19 protein-coding genes and 3 pseudogenes are annotated in these 26897 nt (G+C 68.9%); 15 read left to right on the forward strand and 7 right to left on the reverse strand.

Annotation, left to right across the window (positions count from 1 at the left end; translation table 11 throughout):
- Together ABZX92_RS26635 and ABZX92_RS26640 are read right to left on the reverse strand one after the other, a co-directional pair.
- Positions 1 to 78 (reverse strand): annotated as a pseudogene (locus ABZX92_RS26635) (hypothetical protein); the annotation flags it as partial.
- Positions 79 to 347: 269 nt separating this feature from the next.
- Positions 348 to 548 (reverse strand): annotated as a pseudogene (locus tag ABZX92_RS26640) (MarR family winged helix-turn-helix transcriptional regulator); the annotation flags it as partial.
- A gap of 398 nt (positions 549 to 946) precedes the next feature.
- Between ABZX92_RS26640 and ABZX92_RS26645 the strand changes: the two are divergent.
- From ABZX92_RS26645 to ABZX92_RS26655, 3 genes are read left to right on the forward strand one after another with little or no spacing between them, the layout of a single operon-like run.
- Positions 947 to 2281, forward strand: a complete 1335-nt coding sequence (locus ABZX92_RS26645; protein ID WP_355564759.1) for a glutamine synthetase family protein — start codon at positions 947 to 949, stop codon at positions 2279 to 2281.
- Between the two features lie 10 nt (positions 2282 to 2291).
- Positions 2292 to 4781, forward strand: a complete 2490-nt coding sequence (locus ABZX92_RS26650) for a DUF3516 domain-containing protein (RefSeq protein WP_355564762.1) — start codon at positions 2292 to 2294, stop codon at positions 4779 to 4781.
- A gap of 59 nt (positions 4782 to 4840) precedes the next feature.
- The gene (locus ABZX92_RS26655; protein ID WP_355564765.1) at positions 4841 to 6991 is read left to right on the forward strand and encodes a VCBS repeat-containing protein; all 2151 of its coding nucleotides are present in this window, start codon (positions 4841 to 4843) and stop codon (positions 6989 to 6991) included.
- Positions 6992 to 7037: 46 nt separating this feature from the next.
- Here ABZX92_RS26655 and ABZX92_RS26660 read toward each other — a convergent pair whose 3' ends face one another.
- The 3 genes from ABZX92_RS26660 to ABZX92_RS26670 all read right to left on the reverse strand — a co-directional run bounded on the left by ABZX92_RS26660 (position 7038) and on the right by ABZX92_RS26670 (position 13291).
- Positions 7038 to 7784: a maleylpyruvate isomerase family mycothiol-dependent enzyme gene (locus ABZX92_RS26660; protein ID WP_355564768.1), complete on the reverse strand. Its 747-nt coding sequence runs from the start codon at positions 7782 to 7784 to the stop codon at positions 7038 to 7040.
- A 9-nt stretch (positions 7785 to 7793) separates the two neighbouring features.
- Positions 7794 to 11351: a cytochrome P450 gene (locus ABZX92_RS26665; RefSeq protein WP_355564771.1), complete on the reverse strand. Its 3558-nt coding sequence runs from the start codon at positions 11349 to 11351 to the stop codon at positions 7794 to 7796.
- Between the two features lie 245 nt (positions 11352 to 11596).
- Positions 11597 to 13291 carry a fatty acyl-AMP ligase gene (locus tag ABZX92_RS26670; RefSeq protein WP_355564773.1) on the reverse strand — a complete coding sequence of 565 codons (1695 nt, stop codon included), beginning with the start codon at positions 13289 to 13291 and terminating at the stop codon, positions 11597 to 11599.
- 424 nt (positions 13292 to 13715) lie between these two features.
- Between ABZX92_RS26670 and ABZX92_RS26675 the strand changes: the two genes are divergently transcribed.
- From ABZX92_RS26675 to ABZX92_RS26700, 6 genes are all read left to right on the forward strand, one after another.
- On the forward strand, positions 13716 to 15065 hold the full coding sequence (locus ABZX92_RS26675; protein WP_355564776.1) for a phosphopantetheine-binding protein: 1350 nt from the start codon (positions 13716 to 13718) through the stop codon (positions 15063 to 15065).
- Positions 15066 to 15453: 388 nt separating this feature from the next.
- Positions 15454 to 15741, forward strand: coding sequence for a hypothetical protein (locus tag ABZX92_RS26680; RefSeq protein WP_355564779.1), 288 nt, complete (start codon positions 15454 to 15456; stop codon positions 15739 to 15741).
- Between the two features lie 323 nt (positions 15742 to 16064).
- Entirely contained in the window at positions 16065 to 16973 is a 909-nt protein-coding gene (locus ABZX92_RS26685) for a LytTR family DNA-binding domain-containing protein (protein ID WP_355564782.1), read from the forward strand.
- Between the two features lie 38 nt (positions 16974 to 17011).
- Complete coding sequence (locus ABZX92_RS26690; RefSeq protein ID WP_355564785.1) at positions 17012 to 17359, forward strand: hypothetical protein; 348 nt, start codon at positions 17012 to 17014, stop codon at positions 17357 to 17359.
- Complete coding sequence (locus ABZX92_RS26695; RefSeq protein ID WP_355564788.1) at positions 17356 to 19107, forward strand: cation acetate symporter; 1752 nt, start codon at positions 17356 to 17358, stop codon at positions 19105 to 19107. The genes ABZX92_RS26690 and ABZX92_RS26695 overlap by 4 nt, the downstream gene beginning before the upstream one ends.
- 6 nt (positions 19108 to 19113) lie before the next feature.
- Positions 19114 to 20289, forward strand: coding sequence for a histidine kinase (locus ABZX92_RS26700; protein WP_045318289.1), 1176 nt, complete (start codon positions 19114 to 19116; stop codon positions 20287 to 20289).
- Here ABZX92_RS26700 and ABZX92_RS26705 read toward each other — a convergent pair.
- Entirely contained in the window at positions 20276 to 20752 is a 477-nt protein-coding gene (locus ABZX92_RS26705) for a hypothetical protein (protein ID WP_355564791.1), read from the reverse strand. The two genes, ABZX92_RS26700 and ABZX92_RS26705, sit on opposite strands and share 14 nt — an antisense overlap.
- Before the next feature lie 83 nt (positions 20753 to 20835).
- Here ABZX92_RS26705 and ABZX92_RS26710 point away from each other — a divergent pair, with 83 nt between their 5' ends.
- Positions 20836 to 21483 carry a hypothetical protein gene (locus ABZX92_RS26710; RefSeq protein ID WP_355564794.1) on the forward strand — a complete coding sequence of 216 codons (648 nt, stop codon included), beginning with the start codon at positions 20836 to 20838 and terminating at the stop codon, positions 21481 to 21483.
- 144 nt (positions 21484 to 21627) lie between these two features.
- On the opposite strand, the pseudogene ABZX92_RS26715 reads toward ABZX92_RS26710, so the two are convergent.
- Positions 21628 to 22026: pseudogene (locus ABZX92_RS26715) on the reverse strand (transposase); the annotation flags it as partial.
- Between the two features lie 631 nt (positions 22027 to 22657).
- On the opposite strand from ABZX92_RS26715, the gene ABZX92_RS26720 reads away from it, so the two are divergent.
- From ABZX92_RS26720 to ABZX92_RS26740, 5 genes are read left to right on the forward strand one after another with little or no spacing between them, the layout of a single operon-like run.
- Positions 22658 to 23476, forward strand: coding sequence for a metallophosphoesterase (locus ABZX92_RS26720; protein ID WP_355564797.1), 819 nt, complete (start codon positions 22658 to 22660; stop codon positions 23474 to 23476).
- 2 nt (positions 23477 to 23478) lie between these two features.
- Positions 23479 to 24117, forward strand: coding sequence for a 4'-phosphopantetheinyl transferase superfamily protein (locus tag ABZX92_RS26725; RefSeq protein ID WP_355564800.1), 639 nt, complete (start codon positions 23479 to 23481; stop codon positions 24115 to 24117).
- Positions 24118 to 24151: 34 nt separating this feature from the next.
- Positions 24152 to 24913, forward strand: a complete 762-nt coding sequence (locus ABZX92_RS26730) for a hypothetical protein (protein WP_355564803.1) — start codon at positions 24152 to 24154, stop codon at positions 24911 to 24913.
- Complete coding sequence (locus ABZX92_RS26735; RefSeq protein ID WP_355564806.1) at positions 24910 to 25650, forward strand: amidohydrolase family protein; 741 nt, start codon at positions 24910 to 24912, stop codon at positions 25648 to 25650. Before ABZX92_RS26730 ends, ABZX92_RS26735 begins: the two co-directional genes overlap by 4 nt.
- Positions 25647 to 26873 carry a sugar ABC transporter substrate-binding protein gene (locus ABZX92_RS26740; RefSeq protein WP_355564809.1) on the forward strand — a complete coding sequence of 409 codons (1227 nt, stop codon included), beginning with the start codon at positions 25647 to 25649 and terminating at the stop codon, positions 26871 to 26873. The genes ABZX92_RS26735 and ABZX92_RS26740 overlap by 4 nt, the downstream gene beginning before the upstream one ends.
- Positions 26874 to 26897 lie beyond the last annotated feature (24 nt).

Consider the following 26897-nt stretch of genomic DNA (forward strand, 5'->3'; position numbering starts at 1 on the left):
CGCGAGGAACTTCGCGCGCTCCAGCAGCGGCTGCGAGGCGTCCTCGGCCAGTGCGAGCACGCGGGCGTTGAAGTTTTGGACCGGCGCGGCGGCAGCGGCGTGTCTCCGCGCAGGTCGAGGCGGCGCTGCTCGCCGTTGGCCTCCAGGTGCGTCACCATGCGGCGCAGCATCTCGGCCAGCGACTGGGCCTCCGACGACTCCAGCGGGTCGCTGACGAAGACCTCTTCCTCGTTGAACTTGGGGAAGAGGTCGGCCATCAGTTCTTCACCCTCAGGGGTGAGTCGAAGAACAGCCAGCCGCCCGTCGGTCGGGTGCCCGAGGCGCTCCAGCAGGCCCCGTGACTGCAGCGTCTTGGCGACGCCCGTCAGGGTCCCCTTGGAGATCCCGGCCTCCTCGGCCACGTAACGCGTCTCCATCTCGCCCCAGATCCACACGACCCAGAGCACGACGAAGCCGGTCCAGGTCAGATCGCTGGTGCGCAGCACCGAGTTCTCGAGGTGCTGGCGAATCGCGGTAGCGGCGCGGTGGATGTTCGACACCGCCGCCATCTGCTCGCGATGCAGCGGCACCGCACCGAGCTTGGCCTGGACGGCTTTCTCGGTCTCGGCAATCGTGTGGTGACCAGACAACTCAAAGTCTCCCGTGCTCGAGCTCAAGGTGTTCCCGGCACAATACTTGCGGTTCCGAACTATGTCTGTGATGTGGTGCGAGTCAGTCCGCACGCGGTTTGATCACGATCCCACATCGTGCATGATCTCGTGACGGTCGTCACCCGTCCAGTTACGGACTGTTGCCCCGTGGTGGACGATGAGTGTGGAGCACCCACTGAGACCGATCATGGTCTTTACTCCACGGACGGGTCGATAGCGTTTGCCCCTCGACGTTATCCCCTCCGCGCCAGCGACACACTGTGCCGGAAAGGTAGTTCGACGTGGTCGGTGAACAGGTGACACGGGAACTCGCGGCAAGGCTGGGCGACGACGGGATCGACGTCGTGCGCGTCGTCTTCCCCGACCTGCTCGGCACGGATCGGGGCCGTGACGTGCTCGTGGAGCATCTACCAGCGGTTACGCAGCGGGGGCTGTCGTTCTGCCGTGCCGTTTACAGCACGACTCCAGGAGGCAAGACGACCGAGAACGGGGGTGTTCTCGACGCCGGGCTGCCGGACGTGATCGTGGTGCCTGACCTGGACACACTGCTTCCCATCCCCTGGGAGCCGGGCGTGGCGTGGTGCATCGGCGACGCCGTGAGCCCGGCGGACGAGAGACCTGTCGACGAATCGCCGCGGCAGGTGCTGCGCCGGGCGCTGGAAATATTCGAGACGACGGGCCTCAAGCCGGTGATCGGTCCCGAGTTGGAATATTTTCTCTGCGAACCCGACGAAGATCGCCCGAACGGGTGGCGTCCCTACTGCGACGAGCCGGGCAACGTGTACGCCACCGGCCGGCGGGGCGACTCCGACGGTCATCTGCTGAGAACTCTTCGCACGCTCAGCTCGGCCGGCCTGCAAACCACGGGCGGCAACCACGAGTACGCGGGCGGTCAGTTCGAAATCAACCTCGTCCATTCGCCCGCCATGGACGCGGCCGATCGCGCGTTCCGGTTCAAGACGAGCGTCAAGGAGCTGGCCAGAAGAGAAGGCCGGCTCGCCACGTTCATGGCCAAGCCGTTCAACGACGGCGGCGGCTCCGGCTTCCACCTGCACCTGTCGTGCCACGAGGAGGACGGGCGCAACGCGTTCCAGGCGCCCGGGACGAGCCACGGCCTCTCGGAGGAAGCGCGCTGGGCCATCGGCGGCATCCTCAAGCACGCCCCGGCCCTCGCGGCGCTGCTCAACCCGACGGTCAACTCCTACAAGCGGTTCGGCCCGGACTCGCTCGCCCCGTGGCTGATCGACTGGGGTCTCGACAACCGCAGCGCCATGCTCCGGGTGCCGGCCGAAAGAGGAGAGACGACGCGACTGGAGCTGCGGCTCGGTGACGCGAGCGCCAACCCGTACCTCGGCATCGCGGGTCTCATCGCGGCCACCTACCTGGGCATTCGCGACCGGATCGAGCCGCCGCGGCCGTCCGCGGGCTACGGCTACGACCCGTCGAAGGCCCCGACGCTGCCCGCCACGCTGCCCGACGCACTCGCCTATCTGGAGGAGGACACGGCGATGGTCGAGGTGCTGGGCAAGGACTTCGTGCGGTCCTATGTGGACTTCAAGTGGGAGGAGGTGGCCCGGTTCCAGCGGTTCGTGACCGACTGGGAGTTCACCGAGTACGCGTACCACCTATAGTTCACCTGCGATGACTGCACTTACGGACCGGCTCACCTCGATCGCCGACGAAGACGAACTGTTCGACGCCTTCTCCCACTGGGCGACCGAGCGCGGCCTGCAGCTGTACCCGGCGCAGGAGGAGGCGGTCATCGAGCTCGTCTCGGGGGCCAACGTCATCCTCAGCACGCCGACGGGGTCCGGCAAGTCCCTGGTGGCCATCGGTGCCCACCTCGTCGCGATGGCGGCCAACCAGCGCAGCTTCTACACCGCGCCGATCAAGGCGCTGGTCTCGGAGAAGTTCTTCGCGCTGTGCGAGATCTTCGGGCCGGAGAACGTCGGCATGATGACCGGCGACGCCAGCGTCAACGACCAGGCGCCCATCATCTGCTGCACCGCGGAGATCCTCGCGAACATCGCGCTGCGCGACGGGGCGACGGCGGACGTCGGCCAGGTCGTGATGGACGAGTTCCACTTCTACAGCGAGCCGGACCGCGGCTGGGCGTGGCAGGTGCCGATCGTCGAGCTGCCGCAGGCCCAGTTCCTGCTGATGTCGGCGACGCTCGGCGACGTCACGTTCTTCGAGAAGGACCTGACCCGCCGCACCGGCCGGCCGACCGCGGTGGTCCGTTCGGCCCAGCGCCCGGTGCCGCTCAACTTCCAGTACGTCTCCACGCCGCTGCACGAGACGATCGAGGACCTGCTGCACGGCCGCGAGGCGCCGATCTACGTCGTGCACTTCACCCAGGCCGCCGCGCTCGAACGCGCGCAGTCGCTGATGAGCGTCAACGTCGCGACGAAGCCCGAGAAGGAGGCGATCGCGGAGACGATCGGCAACTTCCGCTTCTCGTCCGGGTTCGGCAAGACCCTGTCGCGGCTGGTGCGGCACGGCATCGGCGTGCACCACGCCGGCATGCTGCCCAAGTACCGCCGCCTGGTCGAGCAGCTCGCGCAGGCCGGTCTGCTCAAGGTCATCTGCGGCACGGACACGCTCGGCGTCGGCATCAACGTCCCGATCCGCACGGTCGTCTTCACGGCGCTCTCGAAGTACGACGGCACGCGCACGCGGATCCTGAAGGCCCGCGAGTTCCACCAGATCGCCGGACGGGCGGGCCGCGCCGGTTTCGACACCGTGGGAACCGTCGTCGTGCAGGCGCCGGAGCACGAGGTCGAGAACATCAAGGCGCTGGCCAAGGCGGGCGACGACCCGAAGAAGCGCCGCAAGGTCGTCCGCAAGAAGGCGCCGGACGGGTTCGTGTCGTGGAGCGAGACGACGTTCGAGCGGCTCGTCGGCGCCGAACCCGAGCCGCTGACGTCGTCGTTCCAGGTCTCGCACGCCATGCTGCTGAACGTGATCGGCCGTCCCCTCGGCGGTGCGTTCCAGGCCATGCGGCACCTCCTCGAAGACAACCACGAGGACCGGGCGAAGCAGCTCAAGCACATCCGCCGCGCTCTGGCGATGTACAAGGCGCTGGTCGCGGCCGGTGTCGTGGAGCGCAACGGCGACGACTTCCGGCTGACGGTCGACCTGCAGTTCAACTTCGCGCTGAACCAGCCGCTGTCGCCGTTCGCGCTGGCCGCGATCGAGCTGCTGGACCGCGAGGATCCGGGCTACGCGCTGGACGTGCTGTCGGTGATCGAGTCCATTCTGGACGACCCGAGGCAGATCCTGGGCGCGCAGGAGCACAAGGCGCGCGGCGAGGCGATCGGCGCGATGAAGGCCGACGGCATCGAGTACGACCAGCGGATGGAGCTGCTGGAGGAGGTCACGTACCCGAAGCCGCTCGCCGAGCTGCTCGACGCCGCGATGTTCACCTACCGCCGCGGTCACCCGTGGGTCGACGACTACAAGCTCTCCCCCAAGGCCGTCGTGCGCGACATGTACGAACGCGCGATGACGTTCACGGAGTACGTGTCGTTCTACGGCCTGGCGCGCTCTGAGGGCCTCGTGCTGCGGTACCTGGCGGACGCCTACAAGGCGATGTCGCAGACGGTGCCGGACGAGGCGAAGACCGAGGAGCTCAACGACCTGATCTCGTGGCTCGGCGAGCTGGTGCGCCAGGTCGACTCGTCGCTGATCGACGAGTGGGAGAAGCTCACCAACCCGGACGCGCCGGACGCCCCGGAGGTGCGGGTCGACCTGCCGCCGGCCGTCACGAGCAACGTCCGGGCTTTCCGGGTGCTGGTCCGCAACGCGCTGTTCCGCCGCGTCGAGCTGGCCGCGAAACGCGACTGGTACTCGCTGGGCGAGCTGGACCACGAGTCCGGTTGGACGGCCAAGGAGTGGATGGACGCTCTGGAGCCGTACTTCGAGGAGCACGACCAGATCGGCGCCGGCCCGAACGCGCGCGGCCCGGCGTTCCTGATCATCAACGTCGAGCGCGAGCGCTGGGTGTGCCGGCAGATCTTCGAGGACCCGGCCGGCGACAAGGACTGGGGCTTCAACGCGGAGATCGACCTGATGGCGTCGGATGAGCTGGGTGAGGCGGCCGTGACGATCACCGATGTAGGCCGCCTGTAGGCAGGGCAACCTACCCTCTCCCTCGCGCGTGGAACACACACGAGCGAGGGGGAGAGCTCATGCGTAGAACACTGTCCGTGCTGGCCCTGTTGGGCCTGCTCAGCACACTGATCACGACGCCGGCGCAGGCAATCGGCTATGCGCCACCACCGTCCGCGTGGACGCACGTCAACAAGCTCGAACCGGACACGTCGTACTGGGAGACCCACCGGGACGCGGTCCGGGTGGGCGCGATCGACGGCGGCCAGTGGCGGTCGCTGTTCCAGTTCGACACCCGGCAGTTCGCGGGTGCGCGGATCATCGACGCGACCGTCCGGATCATGATCGACCGCACCGAGTCGTGCGACGAGACTCCGGTGGACCTCTGGCAGACCAAGACCGTTGACCCGGCGAAGCCGCTGACGTGGCGGACGTCCGAGGACCACTGGAGCACCCGGCTGGCGAGCGGGTCCGGGCAGGCGTGCGCCCAGTACAACATGCCGCTGGCGCTGCGCAGCGACCAGCTCCGGCAGGTGGTGCAGGAGGCGGCCGACCGCCGTGACGGCTCCATGGGTTTCGGGCTGCGCGCTCCGCAGGACACCGATCCCGCGCAGGGCAAGGTGATCCTGCACGACAGCGTGTTCCTCGTGGTGACCTACAACAACGCGCCGAGCGCGCCGACGGTGAGCACCACATACCCGCGTGCGTGCGGCACCGCGGACGCGCCGACGGTGATGCCGCCGCCGAACCAGTTCTCGGGCAGCGCCAAGGACCTCGACGACGACAACCTGACCACGACGCTGGAGATCCGCGACGCCGCGGGCACGACCGTGCACACCAGCGACGTCTACACCGGTTCGGGAGCGCGGTTCTCGTGGGCCGAACTGCCGTCGGGCCTGCTGCAACACGGAAACGTCTACAGCTACCGCGCAAAGACCAGTGACGGCACGGACTCCAGCCCGTACAGCACCGAGTGCTGGCTCCTGGTCGACGGCGTGAGGCCGGGCAAGCCGCGCGTCTCCTCGACCGACTACCCGAACGGCCAGTCCGCGATCCCGGCCGGCACCACCGGAACGATCACGCTGTCCCCCGCCACCGCGGGCGACGACGTCTACGGCTACCAGTTCGGGTTGCAGCAGGAGAAGGCGACCACGTTCGTCAAGGCCGGTCCCGACGGGCGCGCGGTCATCCCGGTGACGATGCCACGCGACCAGAGGACGTCGTTCTTCTACGCGCGGGCAGTCGACCGGGCGGGCAACGTCAGCGACTACAAGAACTGGGATCTGTTCGCACGCGCGCCTGTGACGCCGCAGCCGCACGTGCGGGCCGACTACACCGGTGACGGCCGCGCGGACGTGACGTTCATGGAGCGCAACGACTTCGGCCGCTACACGATGTGGAACGTCACGGCTCGCGACGGCGGCTTCCACAGCGGCACCCAGGTCTTCGACCCGGGGATTTCGTCGGGGCCGGAGCAGTGGGGCCCGCACGTGCGCGGCGACTTCGACGGGGACGGCCGCTCCGACGTGATCATGTTCCAGCGGAATGGCGCGAACACCCGGATGCTGCTGATGCTCTCCGACGGCAACCGCCTGAACGCGCCTCCCATCCCGTGGACCGGTGAGCTTCCGCTGGACAGCACCAGGCTCACGGCCGGTGACTTCGACGGCGACGGCAAGACCGACGTCGCGGCGGCCACCGGATCACGCGTGCAGGTGTTCCGCGGCGGCGCTCTCGGCACACCCACGACGTGGCTGGACGGCGTCAGCGGCAAGATCTCCGCCGGGGACTTCGACGGGGACGGCAAGGACGACCTCGCCGAGATCAGGAGCGAGGGCACCGGCAGCTCGCTGCGCACCTACGCCTCGACCGGTAGCGGGTTCGGAGCCGGTGAGGTCCGCTGGCAGGGCAACGACTACCCCGCAGACAGCGCGACACCGATCAGTGCGGACGTCGACGGAGACGGTCGCGGTGACGTCGTGGTCGTGGGCGAACAAGCGGTGTTCGTGCACACCGCCGCGAACTTCACCCCGCGCATGTGGTCACAGGGCAAGTACACCGGCGTTGTGACCGCCGGCGACTTCGACCTCGACGGCAAGGAAGACCTCGCGGTCGTGGGAGCGGCGAACGGCAAGACGCAGCTGTGGACGTTGCGGTCGACCGGTAGCGCGTTCGACTTCCCGGTGCTGGGCTGGGAGGACGAGACGCGGGGCACGCCTTCCGCGTCCTAGTGGCTCAACGGGGTGCTCACGGTCTCGTGAGCACCCCTTGTCCTGCTCAGGGCTCCCAGGCGATGAGCTGGTCGATCACCCGCACGTCGCCGTCGAGCTTCAGCGAGTCCGGTACGAGGCGGCCGTAGAACCACAGCACGAAGTCACTGGCCGTGGCCGTGGCGGACACGTCGGCCTCACCGTCGACCACGCCGATCCGTGCGCCGTCCGCGTCGAACCGGATGCTCCAGGAGCGGCCCTCGGGAACTCGGTAGTGGAGCGTGGCAGGCTCGTGCGGCCACGCGCTGGTCGTGGCGACGCAGGTCACCAGGAACTCGTCGACACCGTCGAGCGCCACCTCGTCCGGCAGCGGCTGCGGGTCGCCGACGGTGAGCTGAGCGTCGTAGGTGTGCACCGCGATCTCCTGGACCTGGTGCCGGGCAACGGCTCCGGTGGTGCGCGGCGACTGCGAGTCGGTCCATCCCACCCAGCACTCGCGGTCCGGACCGGCTTCGCGGAGTGCGGCCAGCAGCTGCTCGGCCGCGTCGGCCAGCCACGCCACGAGGGCGTCGCGGTCCACAGGCGCGGCCGGGACGTCCGGCGTCGCCTTGGCCGTGGCGGGTCCCGCGGCGACTGTGGCGGCCCAGACGTAGCGGCCGGTGCCGATGTGGTGCGCGAGGTCTCGCAGCGTCCACGCCGGACAGGTCGGTACCTGCGCGTCGAGGCTGGGAGCGTTCGCGATGGCCTTGCGGAAGGCGGCCGACCGTTCGTCGATCAGACGAAGCAGATCGAGGAACTCCAGAGCGTTGTGCACGGCGGGTGTCTACCACTGGTCGGTGAGCAGGCGCAGCTCCTTTAATCCGCGCAACGCCGGGTCGGGGCGGAACTCGGGTTCGCTCGCTCGTGGATCGAGCCGGAGGTTCGGGAACTTCTCGGCCAGCATCGGGAACATGACCTGGCCTTCGAGGCGGCCGAGGAACGCGCCGATGCAGTAGTGGATGCCCGCGCCGAACGTCAGGTGGGTGACCGCGGACTCCCTGGTGAGGTCGAGGGTGTCCGGGTCGGTGTACTTGGCGGGGTCGCGGTTGGCCGCGCCGAGCACCGGGAAGATGAGCTCGCCCGCCTTGATCTGGTGGCCGCCGATCTCCAGGTCCTCGCTCGCCAGCTGCGGGGTGATGATGGGCGCGGGTGAGTCGTAGCGGAGCAGTTCCTCCGCTGCCGTCGTGGCGATCGGCTCGGTGCGCAGGAGCCGGTACTGGTCCGGGTTGCGCAGCAGGGCGAGGGTGCCGTTGCCGAGGTAGTTCGCGGTGGTCTCCAGGCCGGCGTTGATCAGCGAGATGATGTTGACGACCAGTTCGTCGTCGCTGTCCCACTCGCCGCGCTCGCCGAACAGGTCCTCGTCGGAGGCCTTGAGCTGTTCGGAGATCAGGTCGTCACACGGTTGCCGGCGTCGTGTTGTGATCAGCTCGCGCAGGTAGTCCATGAGGTCGTCCATCGCGGCGGACGAGGCGTGCGCGACGGCGATGGGGTCGGTGCCGTACTGGCCCTCCCCCAGCGTTTTCATGACGTCGGTGCCCCAGCGGGTGAGCTGCCGCTGGTCTTCTCGTGGCACGCCGACGAGATCCATGACCACGCGGGCCGGGAACGGGTAGGCGACCTCGGTCAGGAAGTCGCCGCCGGTGAAGCCGTCGAGCAGCTCGCGGCAGGTGTTCTCGACTTGGCTTCGGCGCTGTTCCATCGCACGCGGGGTGAAGCTGCGGTTCATCAGCTTGCGCAGCCGGGTGTGCGACGGCCTGTTGCTGAACGGCAGTGAACTGTCCAGGCGGCGGATGAACGGGTTCATCTCCTCCAGGACGTCCTGCGGCAGCCGGGCCATCAGCGTGGCGGTGGACGGGCGGACGACGGTCGTGCGGCGCAGCACATCGGTCACGTCGGCATGGCGGGTGAGCACCCAGCCGTCGAGCGCGTCGTCGTAGTAGACCGGCGCGAGGTCCCTGAGCAGCGCGTAGAACGGGTACGGATCGGCGAGGAAGTCCGGGTGCATCGGGTTGATGTGGATGGACGACTCGACGTGCGCGGCGGGTGGTGGTGGAGGCGGCGGCACCTGTGCGATGGCGTCGCGCACGGCGTTGGCGAGGGTGGTGAGCGCGGGCGGCACCAGCATGCTGAAGTGGTCGCCCGGCACGTTCACGACGTCGAACTCGCTCGTGGCGACGCGTTCCCAGCCGTTGCGCGGCGAGTCGAAGAACAGCTCGACGTGCCGGTCGTCCTTGAGCACCTGGGGAAAGCTGCCGTCGGCCTTGATCAGCGTGACCTTGAGGTCGCTGGCCTGGGGTTCGTAGCGCACCAGCGCCTCGACCTGTGCCTGGTAGACGCCCATGATCGTGGCGATGTGCTCCTCGACCGGCCGGGTGCCGGACGCGCCGAGGAACCGGCCGAGCTGCTCGCGTTGTTCCTTCGGCGTCAGCGACTGGTCGACGCGTCGTCGTGGTGCGCCGCTGTCCTGGAACGCGTGCTGCCGGATCGTCCACAGCTCCTCGATGACCGCGCGCTCGTCCCACGGCGGCTCCAGCTGCCCGGGCACGGCGGGGTAGGCGTCGATCATGATGACCCGCGCGACCTCGTCACCGCGTTTGCGGAGCTGCCTCCCCACCTCGTACGCGACGACGCCGCCGAACGAGTGCCCGCCGACGAGGTACGGCCCGTACGGCTGGATCCGCTTGATCTCCTGGACGTACCGGATCGCGAGCTCTTCGACGTCGTCGACCGGCTCCTCGCTGCCGTCGAAGCCCGGCCCCTGCAGCCCGTAGAACGGTTGGCCCTGCCCGACCGCGCGGGCCAGCGGCAGCAGGTAGTAGGCCGCCCCGACCGCGCCGCCGATGCAGAAGAACGGCCGCGGCGTGGTGAGGGCAAGTGCCAGGGTGTTCGCCTCTGCCGGAACATCCTGGCGCGCGAGGTGTTCCGCGACCGCGTCCACTGTGGGCAGTTCGAGGAACAACGTGTGCGGCACCCGGAAGCCGAGCCAGTCCGACAGCTCGCTCTGCAGGCTCGCGACCGACAGCGACTCCAGGCCGAGCGAGGTGAGCGGGGCCCTGGCGTCGATCGTGGGCACTTTGAGCTCCGCGGCGATGTGCTTGATCAGCCACTCGCGGATGGTCTGCGCGGTCGTGACGGTGCGGCTGCCCGATTGCGGCGTGAAGTGCCTTTGGACGAGGTCTTCCGCGTACGCGATCGTGCACTCGACCAGTTCGAACGCGGGCAGGCTGCCGATGTGGAACGTGTTCAGCTCGCCCTGCATGACCTCGATGCGGTCCAGGACGCCGTCGCTCAGGTCCTCGGACCCGAAGTGCGGCAGGAACTTCCAGTCCTTGCGCAGGTACGGCGCCCTGATCTCGCCGCCCAGTGCCTTCACATCCCGGTCGAACACGTCGTCGTCCGCCCCGTAGGCGTAGCACGCGTAGACGTCGCTGTCCTCGTACCTGTGGTGGAACGACACGACCTTGGCGGGCTGGGTGACGAGCGAGAACGCCTCGCGCGGCAACCCTTCGGCCGCGCACATCATCGTCCGGTAGTCCAGGTAACGGACCTTGGCCGCGATCTCACGTTCCTCCGGCGTCGCGTCGAGCGCCGGCACCTGGTCGATCGGCACGGTCAGCACCAGCGCGTCCGCGTCGATCCACTCCCCGGCCTTGACCCTGACGTGGCCGGCGCCGCGGCTGATCTGCTCGATCTTGACGCCGAGCCTGACGTCGAGGTCCTGCGCGACTCTCCGCCAGAGCGTGCCGAAGCCGCCCTTGATCGTGAAGCTCCCGGCGTGCCCGAGCAGATCGCGCGCGCTCGACAACAGCCCGGTCATCTCCGCGTACTTGAGGAAGTACAGCGCGGGAATCTCGTCCAGGCTCCCGTATCCCGCCGCCGTGTAGCCGGCGCCGAACGACTCGGCCATGGCCTCCAGCCCGTGGCTTTCGAGCCACTGCCGCGCCGGGGCGCTGAGCGCCTTCGCCGAGTGGGCGAGCCCGGGTTCGCCGAGGCGCGGGAACTGGGTGTCGCGGAGATGTGTGTACCGCTGGAAGTTCTCGTAGGTGAAGAACGCCGAACTCTGCGGCCGCGACCGGCCTGCCCGCGCGTCGAACACCCGGTGCGGCGTGGTGGGCTCGGTGTCGAGCCCGAGCTCGGTCGCGAGTGCCGCGAGCCGCTGGTACTTGGTGGTGCACACGTGCCCGCCGAGGTCGAACGCGTGCCCGTCGATGTCGACCGACGCGCACTTGCCGCCGACCTCGCCGCCACGTTCGAGCACGATCGCCCGATGCCCGGCCTTCTCCAGCGCACGAGCCGTGGTGAGGCCGCTGACGCCGGCTCCGATGACGATGACCGTCTTCACGCCCGTCCCTCCGGCCCGCTCGCCTTGTCGGACCCGCTCGCTGGGCTTGAAAGTGGGGGAACCCGGCCTGTGTCGTGTGTGTGGTGAGCCGTCAACGAGCCCGTACCGATGACCGTCTTCATGTCAGACCCGCTCACTACACTTGAAATTGGGGGTACCCGGCCAGACGCGTGTGTGTGGTGGGTGGCCATATGCGCCAGTCCGAGGAGTTGCCGAACCGCGCGCCACCGCACCGCACCACCCGATCACGCGTGCCCCTCCAGGTACGCCTGCCGGCACGCGCGCCGCCGCACCTTCCCGCTGGTGGTCTTCAAAACGAGCCCTTGCGCGCCCACCACCACCTCGTCGACCGCGAGCCCGTGCGTCTCGAACACCCGCCGCCGCACCGCCTCCGCGATCTCCTCGGCAGGCGCCTTCTTCTCGCGTGTCTCCACGAACAGCACGAGCCGCTCGCCCGACTCCCCCGGCACCCCGAACGCCACCACCCCGCCCGGCCGGACCGAGGCGTGGCAGTCCCGCACCGAGTCCTCCACGTCCTGCGGGTAGTGGTTGCGGCCGTTGATGATGATCACGTCCTTGAGCCGGCCGGTGATGAACAGCTCGCCGTCGAAGAAGAACCCGAGATCCCCGGTCCTCAGGTACAACCGCGAGTCGCCCGGCACCTGCGCCGCGAACGTCCGCAGAGTCTCGTCCGGCAGCCCGAAGTACCCCGCCGCCTTCGTCCCCGACGTCACCCAGACCTCGCCGACACGGTCCGAAGCACAGACCGCCGAAGTCGACGGGTCGACGATCAGCACGCTCGAAGCAGGCTTGGTGATCCGCCCGCACCCCACGACCGGCAGCCCGTCCGCGGCCTGCACGACCTCGCCGCGCTGCAACGCCGCGCGATCCAGGCGCAGCACCGCCTGACCGCCCATCGACACGCTGACCGTGTGCTCGGCGAGACCGTAAGCCGGGTAGAAGGACGACCGGAGCAGGCCGCTCACCGCGAATGCCGCGTAGAAGGCGTCCACAGTGGACACCCGGATCGGCTCGGCGGCGGACATCACCACGCGCAGCGCGCTGAGGTCCCACGAAGCCCGTTGCTCGGCGGAGGTCTTGCGCACCGCGAGCTCGAACGCGAAGTTCGGCGCTGCCGTGTGCGTGGCGCCGACGCGGGACATCACCTCGAACCACAAGGCAGGGCGCTGCAGGAACGACAGCGGCGACATCAGGTACGTGTGCGAGTTGCCGGTCAGGGTGCTCAGGATGACGCTGATCAGGCCCAGATCGTGGTACTGCGGCAGCCAGAACACGCCCACGGTGTCCAGGTCGAGTCCGAGGTCGCCGGCGTTCGCGGCCACCTCGCAGGCCAGGTTGCCGTGGGTGATCACGACGCCCTTGGGCGCGGCGGTCGAGCCCGAGGTGTACTGCAGCAGCGCCGGGTCGTCCGCCGAAGCCGCGTGCCAGTCGAAGGAGGCCGGGCGGACGCGGTCGGTGCGGTGCCAGCGCAGGCGCGGCCACTCCGGCTTGGAGCGATCGAAGAAACCCGTCACGGCGCCGACGGTGCGGGCGCGTTCGTAGGCGCTGCTGGTCAGCACGGCCACCGGCTCGCAACTGTCCACGATGGACCGGAAGCCGGCCAGGTCACTGCCCAGGCGCACCGGGTTCGGCGGGTAGACCGGCACCGGGACGACGCCCGCGGCCAGGCAGCCGACCAGGGCGCGCACGAAGTCCGGACCCGGCGGGTAGACCAGCAGCGCGCGGTCACCGGGCTGGAAGCCCCAGCCTCTCAAGGCACTCGCGATGGACGAGGCCGCCTCGCCCAGAGCAGCGGCGGTGACGGCCTCCTCGTCACGGCCGCGCTCGTCCACGAACGTGAACAACAATTGTTCGGGAGAGCGCTCCCACAATGCCTGGAACGCGGAGACAACAGTGCCGAGCGAAGTGCCGGTTTTCATCGAGATGCCCGATCCTGACCACGGTGACTTTCAGCCGTAGGACCGTAGCAATGCCTGCCCGAACTGCGGAACCCGCCAGTACCCGAAGATCGGCGAATATGAGCAATCAAGTGTCACGACAAGACAACTTCCTTGACTCGGACAGGGCGCGAACATTCCCCATTCATCCCAGGCGTCGAGCGAGGTCAACTACCGGGAGTTGCCCTGAACTGGGCAAACCAGGCAGGTGATCACTCGAACAGAGCAGCAGATAACTTCGTTTGCCCGCAAATGCAACCGCTCCGGCTCAATCCTAATGAGACACGAACAGCCTTGGGTTGTGCACGGCGGCGAAATTCCGGCGCAAGTCGGCAGGTGCGGGCGAAAGGCCATTCCACTGCGGTACCGTCGCCCGGACACAAAGCACAGGAATGAGGTGCGCGACGTGCTGCTGGCACTCGTGTCCGCGCGGACAGGACGGCCGGCCGCAGTTCTCACCGCGGAACTCGACCTGACCGACGATCTGCGCCTCGGCTCGCTCGCCCGCGTCGAGCTTCTCGCCGCACTGCGAACCCAGGTCGGGAACCTGCCGGAGATCGCCGTCGCGGACCTCCTCGCCTTCCGCACCCTCGGCGAGCTGCAGGCCGCGGTCGAAGGCCGTGCCACGAAACACCGCTACGTCCGGACCGCACGGCCGAGCCCCGTTCCCGGACTGCGCACGGCGGACCTGCGCGGCACGCTCGTGATCACCGACGACGGCCGCGGCACCGCGCAGCGGTTACGCGCGAACCTCGCCGCACAAGGGATCGCGGCCACGGTCGTCGACGAGGTCCCGTACGGCGCGACCGGCGTGATCTTCCTCGGCGGCCTGCGCGACGACGTCACCCACGTCCACGCCGAGGCCCTGCACGCCGCACGCGAGGTCCGCCGGCTCTTCGTCACCGTCCAGGACACCGGCGGCGACTTCGGGCAGAGCGGCACGACCCGGGAGCAGGCGGCGGGACTCGAAGGCTTCGCCCGCCACCTCAGATCGGCGTGGCCGGACAGCACGATCCGCGCGTTCGACGTCCCACGCGGCCCGCGCACCGCCGAGCTCATCACCACCGAGCTCCTGCACGGCGGCGCGACGGAAGCGGCCGGATACCCGGACGAACGCCACGAGCTGATCTTCGAACGCACTCCGCTGCCGGCCGCGGACGACGCTCCAGCGCCACCGCGGCGCGACTTCCGGGCGGAGGTCAACGCCAGCCCCCTCGTCGACGCCTCCCACAGCCCGCTCGCGTGGCTGATCGAGTGGTTCGCCGCCGCGTCGGGCGCGACTACGTTGCGCGACGTCTCGTTGCTGCGCGATCTGGGCGCCGCAACCGGCCCGATCACCGTGCGCGGTCAGGGAAAGCGGCTCGCGCTCGTCTCCACCGTCCTGCACGGCCGTGCCAGAATCGCGCACCCCAGCCCGCCGGTTCGGCCCGGGAACACGCCGATTGTCACTGTGCGTGGCGCCCGAGCACTGGGCTGGCCCCTCGAACACAGCAGAACCGACCCGGCCGCCACCGACGAATGTCTCCTGATCGCGGTGAAATGGGCGGGCGAGGAGTTCGGCGGCACCGCGGTCGCGACGAACGTGCACCAGGTCAGGGTGCACCGCACCGGGCTCCTTTCCGCGCCTGGAAAGGCAACGCTGTCCGCCGGAAGAGTGCACGACGGGCACGCCGAGTGCGACGTTCTGCTGACGGACGCCGACGGCGCGGCACGACTGGAGCTGCGGGGAGTACGACTGCTGCGCCACCCGCGCTGAACCGTTCGATAATCCTGTATGAACCCGAACGACTGAACACTGCAGCAAAAGAGTTAATACGTCCGCCGAGAAGTACCCGACCGGGGAACGCAATGCCGTGATTGATGCGACCCAGGACACACCGATTCGGCCCAACACCCCGAGCGCCACCTGGCCTACCAGGCACGTAGAACCGACACCGCGTCGAGCTGACCTGACCGAACGTCGAAACCAGTTCATTTCAGCCCGCCGCCATAAGAGCGCGCCAGTTGAGACGAGCGCCAATTGAGACGGAATGGTGCGCGATTGACCGGGTGGTCCTGCTGGGGCAACATCATTGCGCTGGACCACTGCGGTCGAGATATGGTGTTGCTCAGTGGGGGTAATTGTCTCCCGACGGGAGGAATCCGTGGACCCGGCACTGGACGCATTGCGCGACCGGCTGGCGGAGATCATCGCGTCACCGCCGGAGAACACCGACGACCTCGTCGACGCGCTGAGCGGTCTCGCCAAGCTCTCGAACCAGTGGTCCGAGGCGATCCAGGCACTGCGCGCGCCCACCCGCAGACTCGTCGGCCCGGCCGCGGCCGCGTCGGTGAGCGTCGCCGCCCGCCGCGCCGAGGAGTCGTTCATCGAGCTGGAGATCACGCTCGGTGACGCTCTGGCCGCCCAGCCGCGAGCCCTCCGCCAGTCCTGAGCGAGCCCGCTCGGGCCGTGAACCTGACCAGGCAACTGCACGCTGGGTGATAGCGCGTTCCGGCTCCCCTCCGAGACACACCCGATCGGAGGGTTTCCGCACCTCCTCCCCCTGACGGATGATGCGCCCGATCGGGCTTTTCAGGCGTGAGGGGGTGGAGTCGTGCACACGTTGTGCAATCGGACCCCCGCAGCGGGTCACCCTCCGTGAGGGGGCATGATCGCGTATCCGACGCCCTCGGCTCACCAGGCGCGCGATGACCGAGCGTGGTCTAATCGCCGCCACGTGAGGATCGGCCGTACACAGTTTGGACTCGATCTCGAATGACCTCAGGTCTGCCCTGCCCCATCTGCGAGGGGCCGGATCGACGTGGCAGCCTCGAGCGCTCCCTCCGGGTGCTCGCCGTCGACGACGAGGCACCCGCGCTGGAAGACCTCGTGTACCTGTTGCGCTCCGATCCGCGCATCGCACACGTCGAAGCGGTCACCGACGCCACGAAGGCGCTTCGGGTGCTGCACCGCGCGATGGACGCCGGGCAGCCGCTCGACGCGGTGTTCCTCGACATCCGCATGCCGGGCCTCGACGGTCTCGACCTCGCCCGCGTGCTCTCCCGCTTCGCGCAGCCGCCGCCCGTCGTGTTCGTGACGGCGCACCAGCAGCCCGCCGTCGAGGCGTTCGAGCTCAAGGCACTCGACTACCTGCTCAAGCCGGTGCGCCAGGAGCGGCTCGCCGAGTCCGTGCACCGCATCGTGCACGAGGTCTGGGACTCCAAGACTCCCACCGAACCCGTGGCGGCCACGCCCGCGCAGCCCGCGAACTCCACACCGCCGGAGATGGGTGACGAGGTCATCCCCGTCGAGCTCGGTGGCGTCACGCGGTTCATCCGCCTCGCCGACATCCGTTATGTGGAGGCGCACGGCGACTACGCCCGCCTGCACACCGCGACCGGCAGCGGCCTGGTGCGCGCGGCGTTGAACGGACTCGAAGAACGCTGGCGCAGCGCGGGATTCGTCCGCATCCACCGCAGCCACCTGGTGTCGCTCGGCCACATCGACGAGCTGCGCCTGGAGGACGGCCACCTCAGCGTCACGATCGGCGGCGCGGTGCTGCCGGTCAGCCGCCGGCACGCCCGCCACCTGCGCCAGCTGCTGGTGCGGCGTGCCCGGCCGACTCCTGTGTCCGGTGCGACGCCCGCCGGCGTCGTGCAACCGAGGAACGGGCTGGGGTCATGACCACGCCACCACCGCAAAAGCCGACTCAGCGTGTGGTGGTGACGAGCCCGCGCACGAGGGCACCGCGTGCCCGCCGCCCGTACTCGGGCACGCGGGAGATCAACGAGCAGAGCGAGCTCGGTGCCGTCTACATGCGCACGCTGATCCGCGCGCAACGGCGGCTCGGCCTCTCGGTGGTGCTGGTGGTGTGCGCGAGTCTGGGCATCCTGCCGTTGCTGTTCTCGATCGAGCCGGAACTCGGCAAGGCGCGGGTGCTGGGCCTGGGGCTGCCGTGGTTCCTGCTGTGCGTGGCGACGTTCCCGATGCTCCTGCTGGCCGGCTGGTTCTACGTGCGACAGGCCGAGCGCAGTGAACGCGAGTTCGCGGAGCTGGTCGAACGTCCATGACGAGTGGTTACGCCATCGTGGCGGTGGTGGTCGTCGCACTGGGCACGATCCTGATCGGTACCTACGGACTGCGCGTTTCCCGCACGACGTCGGACTTCTACGTCGCGTCGCGCACGGTTTCCCCGTGGTGGAACGCATCCGCGATCGGCGGCGAGTACCTCTCCGCCGCGTCGTTCGTCGGCATCGCGGGGCTGATCTTCGCCTACGGGCCGGACATGCTGTGGTTCCCGGTCGGCTACACGGCCGGATACCTGGTGCTGCTGACGATGGTCGCCGCGCCGCTGCGGCGCTCCGGTGCCTACACGTTGCCGGACTTCGCCGAGGCCCGCTTCCGGTCCCGGGTCGTGCGCGCGGTCGCGTCGATCCTGGCGCTGGCGATCGGCTGGCTGTACCTGTTGCCCCAGCTGGAAGGCGCCGGCCTGACGCTGAACACGGTGACGGGCGCGCCGGACTGGGTGGGCGCGCTGATCGTCACGGTCGTCGTCACCGCCAACGTGATGTCCGGCGGCATGCGCTCGATCACGTTCGTGCAGGCGTTCCAGTACTGGCTCAAGCTGACCGCGATCACCGTGCCGATCATGTTCCTGATCGTCGTCTGGCAGGTGCACGGCGCGGAGTCGCTGACGAAGGCGGAGTTCCCGCACTTCCCGCAGGACACCGTGGTCAAGTTCCACAAGGACACCTCGATCCACGTCGAGCAGTCCATCTTCATCAACGGCAGCGGCCGGATCGACGACACGCACATCGAGAACACCGGGCTCACCCTGAACAGCGGCTACCACCGCATCGGACTGGGGTCGGAGTTCAAGTTCCCGCAGGGCGCCCCGGTCCCGCATCTGTCCACGATGAACCACAACACGAACGCGATGTGGGCGCTGCCGGAGTCCGGCGGCGAGAAGTTCCCCTTGTACGGCGCCTATTCGCTGATCATCGCGACGTTCCTGGGCACCATGGGCCTGCCGCACGTGATCGTCCGCTTCTACACCAACCCGAACGGCACCGCCGCGCGCCGCACGACGTTGATCGTGCTGGGTCTGCTGTCGGTGTTCTACTTGATGCCACCGATCTACGGCGCGCTCGGCCGCCTCTACACACCAGAGCTGCTGATGACGGGCCAGACCGACGCCGTGGTGCTGGTGCTGCCGACGCGGATGATCGACGGCATCGGCGGCCAGCTGCTGGGCGCGCTGGTGGCGGGTGGCGCCTTCGCGGCGTTCCTCTCGACGTCCTCCGGCTTGGTCGTGTCGCTGGCGGGCGTGCTGTCGCAGGACGTGTTGCGGCTCGGCGGCGTGCGCGGCTTCCGGATCTCCACCGTGCTCGCCGGCATCGTGCCGCTCGCGATGACGTTCGTGTCCTCGGGCATGCCGGTCGCGGACATGGTCGGCCTGGCCTTCGCCGTGGCCGCGTCTTCGTTGTGCCCCTTGCTGATGCTCGGAATCTGGTCCACCCGCATCACCACCGTCGGCGCCATCGCGGGCATGCTCGCGGGCGGCGTCCCGGCGTTGACCGCGGGCCTGGTCACGATGTTCACCGACACCGGCAACTCCTGGTACACGGTGCTGCTCTCGCGTCCCGCCGCGTGGACGGTGCCGCTCGGCTTCACGGTCATGTACGTCGTCTCGCTGCTCACGCCGCGGCACGTACCGCCTGGTGTGCAACGAACGATGGTCAAGCTCCACGCACCCGAGAACCTCGGGCTGGAGGGCTCAGGCCCCTCGTCGTCGTCCGACGAGAAGCTGGATAGGTGATGTGAGATGCAGGATTTCCTCACCGCCGCCGCGATCCTGATCGTGGGCGGAGCGGCCGTGCTCGTCCTGTGGAGAGGCACGCGCAACAAGCAGTCGCTCTCGACCGAGGCCCAGCGCGTCACCTACGAAACACTGCACACCGCTTGGTCCGCCGCCCCTCCCCTGCGCGCCGGATTGGTCCCCGACGCGGCGAAGAAGTCGGCGCGGCACCTGAGGACGCTTTTGGACACGCCCGCGCTGGCGCTGACCGACGAGACGGAAGTCGTTGCGTGGGAAGGCGTTTCGGACCACCACGCCGCCGATGCCATGACGCAGGCCGAGGACGTGTTCCTGACCGGCCGCACCCAGGCGTTCGACATCGGCTGCACCGAACCGAACTGCCCGATCAACTGCGCGGTCGTCGCCCCTCTCACGGTCGAGGGCCGGGTCGTCGGAACCCTCGCCGCCTACTCCCGCGAGGCTTCGGCAGGCCTGGTCCGGGCCACGAACCAGGTGGCGCGCTGGGCCGCCGGACAGCTGGAGCTCGCCGAGCTGGACCGGTCGCGGACCCGGTTGGTCGAGGCGGAAGTACGTGCCCTGCGCGCGCAGATCTCGCCGCACTTCATCTACAACTCGTTGTCCGCCATCGCTTCCTACGTCCGCACGAACCCGGAGCGCGCGCGGACGTTGCTGCTGGACTTCGCGGACTTCACCCGCTACTCGTTCCGCCGCCACGGTGACTTCACGACCCTGGCCGAGGAACTCCGCTCCATCGACCAGTACCTGGCTCTGGAGCGGGCCCGGTTCGGGGAACGGCTGAAGGTGACCCTGCAGGTGGCTCCCGAGGTGCTGCCGGTGACGGTGCCGTTCCTGTGCCTGCAACCGTTGGTGGAGAACGCGGTGCGGCACGGCATGGAGGGCAAGGTCGAGCCCGGCCACATCCAGATCCACGCCAACGACAGCGGCGCCGAAGCCCAGATCACGATCGAGGACGACGGCATCGGCATGGACCCGGAGAAGCTGCGCCGGACGCTGGCCGGGCAGGTGGACGAGTCCGCGGGCATCGGGCTGGGCAACATCGACGAACGGTTGCGGCGCGTCTACGGCGACGAGTACGGGCTCGTGGTGGAGACGGCGTGCGGGCTGGGCACGAAGATCACCGTGCGCGTGCCGAAGTACCACGCGGGCATCAACGGGATGTGAGCCAGTCGCCGAGTGCCCGGCGCTGCTCGCCCGGCTCGGTCGGCGCGGCCTCACGCGGGTGCGCCGGTTCGGCCGTCGGCCAGAGGCGCAGCACCACGTGTTCGGTGTCCAAGCGGTGCACGCGCACGCGGTAGGTGCCCGGTGCCGGGAGTTCCAGCGTGCGAGTCTCGGGTTCGGTGGCCATGACGGCCCGCGCGGCGATCGACACATCGCTGAAGTGCACGACGCGGTCGTCCGTCGCCTCACCGCCAGGGTCGCCGTCCCACGACTCGATCCGCACCAGCACGTGCCGCGGGAACAAGGCCGGGACGCAAACGGCGAAGGCGTCGTCGACCACGGACAGCACGGAGTTGTCCTCGAACGCCGGTAGCGGAGGCTCGGTCAGGCCGAACGACTCGACGTAGAAGTGCCCGTACTCGATGCCGACCAGACCGTCGGCCGACCGCAGCAACGAGGCGCTCATGGCGGGAAACTACCGGCACGACCGGCCCGGCATCGCGTAATGTCGCGATCTTCGCCCTGTGCGGAGTCCCGACAGGCCACGCGATGGACGACCTCACTGCCGCACTGCTGCGGCTGCCCGACGCCTTCCCCGACGACCCAGGACCGGCGGACGACCCGTTCACGATCAAGGATCGGTTCGACATCTTCGTCTGGTACGGCCCTTACGTGCTCGTCGACGACTTCGACATGGTCGAGCAGATGCGGATCTGGGCGCCGCGCGTCCTGCGGCTGCTCACCAGCGGGGAGCTGGTGGGGTACACGGACAAGATCCCCGCGCGGTTCCGGCAAGCCGGGTGGCCCGAGTGGCCACCGCACCGGCGCGCCGCCGTCGAGGACGTGCTGCGGGCGTGGTGGCTGGCGACGATCACCGAGCACCCCAGCCCGGTCCACGTGACCGACGTTCTCTCCGTCGTCAGCCATCTGAGCGAAGACGTGGAGCGGTGGCTGACCACGTGGTCGGCCACTGGCGGGGTCGCGGCGGCCCGTCAGCTCAGCGAGCTGCTCCACGGCCACGTGTCGTGGTCCTACCTCATCGACGACTTCGAGAAGGAAGCCGCCGACAACGTGATCTGGTACTGGCTGCAGCGACACGGCGTCGACCTTCTCCTGGCCCTGCCACCGGGGGAAACGCAGGACGCCGCTCTCGCGAAACTGGCCGAATGGGAGAGCCGGGGGCCCTGGTGGCTGTGACCGCTCAGCCCGCGATGAGCGGTCACAAGCGCGATGAGCGGTAGATAGTTAGCAATGTGAACTTTTATTTCGGGCAACAAAACGCCGGGGCCGCCCTTCCTCAGGGCGACCCCGACGACGATCAGGGGAAGATCAGCTGGCGGCCTTCGCGGCACGGCGGTCGGCCGCGTCCAGCACCGCGCGGATCCAGTCGATCTCGTCGGTCCCGCAGGCCCCCTCGGCCGCGGCACGGCGCAGGCGAACCCACAGGCCCAGGTCGGTCCACTCCTGGAAGCGGCGGTGCACGGTCGGCACGGTCACGCCGAACGACGCCGGCAGGTGCCGCCACGCGCAGCCGGAAGAAAGAACGAAGACGATCGCGGTGAAGACCGCGCGGTTGCAGACGCGGCCGCGGCCACCACCCTGGCGGCGCACCTTGGCCGGCGGGATGATCGGCTCGACCACTGCCCACAGGTTCGCCGACACCAGGCGTGCCGAGAGCTGTTCGATGACGTCACCGCGACCGGTCTCGCAGCTGTGCTCTGGCCACGAGGAGGTGCGCATCCAGGAGTCCTGGCGCGGCGCGGAGTCGACGGGCCGGGCGTCCTGGCGGGCGGACTCGGCGCGCTGACGGGAGCGCAGCAGCGTGGCCAGGGCGGTGTCCTCGGCCGTGGTGCGGCGCTGGGGGACGGCGTAGGCCGAGTGCTGCTGGGCGTGGCGGGCGATCTCGGCGCCGACCGTGCGGCGGAACGAGGGGTTGCCCGCAAGACGCGGGTCCACGGGCTGGCCGTAGCGGGTCGGCACCTGGCCGACCGGGGCCTGACGTGGGGGAAGAGGCCGTTGAGGCACTTGACGGGGCGGGACCTGCCGCGCGAGTCGCGGGTCCGGGGTGCGAGCGAACTGTGAGTCGGTCATGAGTGGGTCCTCCACCAGGACTTTTCCGTCAGGTGACAGCGCTCACAGTAAGAAGGTGGTTTGAAAACAGGTAAGTAGGTAGACCGTAAAAGGCGATGAGCGGACGTGCGACGGCGATACACGGCCTCCCCTGTTGAGACGAGTGGACCACTGTCTGCGACGAACGGATAACCGGTCGGGTGCCGCGAACCACGACCGAGTGGAACCGACCGCTCACGGAGCGCACCTCCCATCGGGCGGTAATGATCCGGTCGTTGACGTCCCGGATACCGTTCGAACTGTGAAGCTTCTGGCCACCAGCGACCTGCACGTCTCGTACCAGGACAACCGTGACGTCGTGGAGGCGATCGCCTCGCCCGACCCCGCGGACTGGCTGATCGTCGCCGGGGACATCGGCGAGAAGTTCGCCGATGTCGAGTGGACCCTCAGGACCCTCACACCGAAGTTCGGCAAGGTCATCTGGTCGCCCGGCAACCACGAGCTCTGGACCACCAAGGACGACGAGAACCAGGCCCGCGGCGAGATGCGCTACAAGCAGCTCGTGGAGCTGTGCCGCAGCCTGGACGTGGTCACCCCGGAGGACCCTTACGAGGTGTTCCAGGGGCCGAACGGTCCGGTCACTGTGTGTCCACTGTTCCTGGGCTACGACTACTCCTTCCGGCCACACGGTGCCACGGACGTGAAATCGGCTCTGGAGATCGCGCACAAGGCTGGCGTCGTGTGCACGGACGAGTACTTCCTGCATCCCGACCCGTACCCGTCGCGCGAGGCCTGGTGCCAGGCACGTGTCGAGGAGACCGCGGAACGCCTCAGCGCCATCTCCGGACCGACCGTGCTGATCAACCACTACCCGCTCGTCCGCGACCCCACGTTCGTGCTGCGCTACCCCGAGTTCGCGCTCTGGTGCGGCACGACCCTGACCGCCGACTGGCACCGCAGGTTCAACGCCGTCGAGATGGTCTACGGCCACCTGCACATCCCGCGCACGACGCACTACGACGGCGTGCGGTTCGACGAGGTCTCGCTCGGCTACCCGCGCGAGTGGAAGCCGCGCGGCACCACCTGGGTGAAGCTGCACGACGTGCTGCGGGAGTCGTGAACGTGCTGGAACAGCTTCTGCCCCCACCCATCGCGGCGGTGGAGCGGTACGACGACGAACTGCCGGTCGAGCTCTTCCCCGAGGAGGAGGCGCTGGTCGGCAACGCCGTCCCCAAGCGGAAGTTCGAGTTCGGCACGGCGCGCTGGTGCGCCCGCGAGGCCATGAAACGCCTCGGTGTCGCACCCGCACCGATCCTGCCGGGCCCGAAGCGCGAGCCGCTGTGGCCCGAGGGCGTCGTCGGCAGCCTCACGCACTGCGCGGGCTTCCGGGCCGCCGCACTCGCGCTCAGCACCGACTACCGGACGATCGGCATCGACGCTGAGCCGCACAAGCCGGCGCCGGACGGGGTGCTGGGGGCGATCGCGATCCCGGCGGAGATCCGGCGGATGCCCGGCCTGAAGGTCGACGACCCGAAGATCTGCTGGGACCGGCTGCTGTTCAGCGCCAAGGAGTCGACCTACAAGGCCTGGTACCCGATCACCCAGCGGTGGCTGGGCTTCGAGGACGCGGACATCACGCTCGACGCCGACGGCACCTTCCACTCGCGGATCCTGCTGCCCGACACCCCGATCGCCGGGTTCGACGGCCGCTGGCTGGTGCAGGGCGACATCCTGGTCACCGCCATCGCCGTCAGCGTGTAGGGGACGTGTAGAGCCGGTCACCAGACTCTCACCCATGGTGACCCTCCCTCCACTACCCGCCGGGCGGCACGAGATCGGCCCCGAAATCGGAATCGACGTCGACGTGCTGTTCGGCGCGGTCCCGAACCGGCAGCTCGACGCGTCACTGGACACGGTCGCCCAGCTGCAGGAGAACCACGGGATCCGCCGCGGCCTGCTGTGCTCGTTGCGCGGCGCGTTGTTCGACGTCTGCTCCGGCAACGACGAGACGCGCAAGGCGAGCGAGCTGCAGACCCGCTTCGCACCCGTCGGCACGGTCGACATCCGGGACGCCCTCGGCGCGGAGGACGAGATCAGCAGGCTCGCCGAGGCCGGTGTGAAGATCGTCAGGTTGTTCCCGCCCGAGCAGTGGGCCGAGCCCGGCTCCCCCGGCCTCGCGGCGATCATCGACGCCGCCGTCGGCCACGACCTGGTGCTGCTCACGAGCGGCGACTTCAGCCAGTTCTGGCGGCCGTTCACGGACAAGGGCGCGCGGGTGTGCTTCCTCGACGTGCACGCCTACCGGGTGGCCGACTTCGTGGTGACGGCCCGCCGCGAGCCCGGCTTCGTCGCCTCGACCCGGATGCTGGTCGGCCCGGACTCGATCGAGCGGATCGCCGGCGAGGTCGGCGCACAACACCTCGCGTACGGGTCACGCGCGCCCTTGCACGACGTCATGCCGTCAGCCCTGCGTCTGCGCATGGCGGGGCTGACCAAACAGGAGTGGAAGCAGGTGGCCGGTGGCACGGCCGCAGCCTGGCTGGGAGAAGAACTGTGATCATCGACGTCCACGCGCACGCCGGACCGTGGTTCTTCGCCACGGACGTCGGTGCCGCCGAGCTCAACCTCACCCTGATGGACCGCTACGGCATCGACCGCCAGATCGTCTCCGCGTCGGAGGCCGTCACCTACGACATGGTGTCCGGCAACAGGTGGATGGCCGAGGTCCTCGCCGTCCACCCGCGCCTGCTGGGCTACCTGGTGATCAACCCCAACGACCTCGCGGCCGGGGCACGTGAACTGGAGAAGCACGTGCCGGCCGGCCGGTTCGTCGGGGTCAAGATCCACACCACCTATCCTGGCCAGGCCCTGCTGTCGACAGCCGTCCAGGACACCATGGCGCTCGCCGCCGACGCCGGGCTGCCGGTGCTGGTGCACACCTGGGACGAGTCGGTGCTCGGCCTGGTCGACGTGCTGGAACGGCACCCGGACCTCAAGGTCATCGCCGGGCACATGGGCGGACCGGCGTGGCGGACGGCGGTCGAGGCCGCGACCCGCACCGACCGGCTCTACCTCGAACCGTGCTGCTCGATCACCGACGCGGGCCGCTACCGGTACGCGCTCGACCGGGTGCCGCTTGCGCAGATGCTGTTCGGCACGGACAGCACGCTGGTGGATCCGGCGATCGCGCTGGGCGTCGTGCTGGACGCCGGACTGAGTGAGGACGAGTACGAACACGTGATGTGGCGCAACGCCGCGCGCCTCTTCGGCATCAGAACGGAACAGCCCGCATGAAGAGATCGGCAGCCCTGGTCGCAGTTGTTCTGGCCACGACCCTGACGGGCTGTGGCAGCCAGTCCGACGACGCCGTGACGTTGTGGATGTACCCGGTGATCACCGACGAGGCGCAGAACCGGGCCTACTGGCAGCAGGTCGAGGCGGGGTTCGAGGCCGAGCACGGGATCAGGCTCCGGGTCGAGCTCCAGCCGTGGGCGACCAGGGAGCAGAAGCTCGGCGCCGCGCTGATGGCGGGCAACGGACCGGACGTCGTGCTGCTGCAGCCGGACATGATCCCCCAGTACGTGGAGGAGAAGGCGCTGCTGCCCGTGAGCGAGGTGCTGACCGGAGGCGAACACACGTACCGGCCGTCGGCGGTCGACGCGCTGACGGTGCAGGGACAGGCCTACGGGGTGCCGATCTACCAGACCGTCACGACGACCGTGTACAACCGGAAGCTGTTCGCGGAGGCCGGGATCAGCGACCTGCCGGACACCTGGGACGAGGTCAGGGCGGCCGCGCCGAAGCTGGCCGCGCACGGCGTCCCGATCCTCGATTACGCGGGTTCCACCGAGGAGACGCTCAACATGACCTTCTACCCGCTGCTGTGGCAGGCGGGTGGCACGGTCTTCGACGAGGAGGGCAGCAGGAGTGCTTTCTCGTCACCGCAAGGGGTTGAGGCGCTGAAGTTCCTGGTCGACCTGAAGGCGATGGGTGGCCTGCCGCGTGACGCCACGACGAAACGCTCAGGGGTCGCCGACGACGCCTTGGTCACCGGGCGGGCCGCCATGGCGCACGCGATGGTGCCCGCGGCCGCCCGCAACGTCGTCCAGTCCATCGGGGCCGGCAACACGGTGGTCGGCGCTCCCCTGCGCGGCCACAAGCAGGTCACGTTCGGGCAGCCCGGCGCGTTGTCCTTGCTGCGCAAGGCGAAGAACCCAGACGCGGCGCGGAAGTTCCTCGCCTACATGACCTCGCCGAAGGTCGTCGAGAAGCTGTGCGTGCAGTCCGGGTTCTTCCTGCCGTGGACGGATTCGCCGCCACCGGTCGTCGACGAGGTGGACAAGGGTTTCGCACAGGCGCTGCCGACCGCACGGGCCGGGGACGCGCATCCGCAGGCGCGCAAGGTGATGGCACTGCTGGCACCGCACCTGCAGGCCGCGCTGCTCGGCGAGAGGACACCGGAGCAGGCGCTCGCCGACGCGGCGGGAGAGGTCGACGCGTTGCTGCGGCAGCGCTGAGACGACTGCGACGAGACGACTGCG

This window comes from Lentzea sp. NPDC006480 (assembly GCF_040611995.1).
Taxonomy (GTDB): domain Bacteria; phylum Actinomycetota; class Actinomycetes; order Mycobacteriales; family Pseudonocardiaceae; genus Lentzea.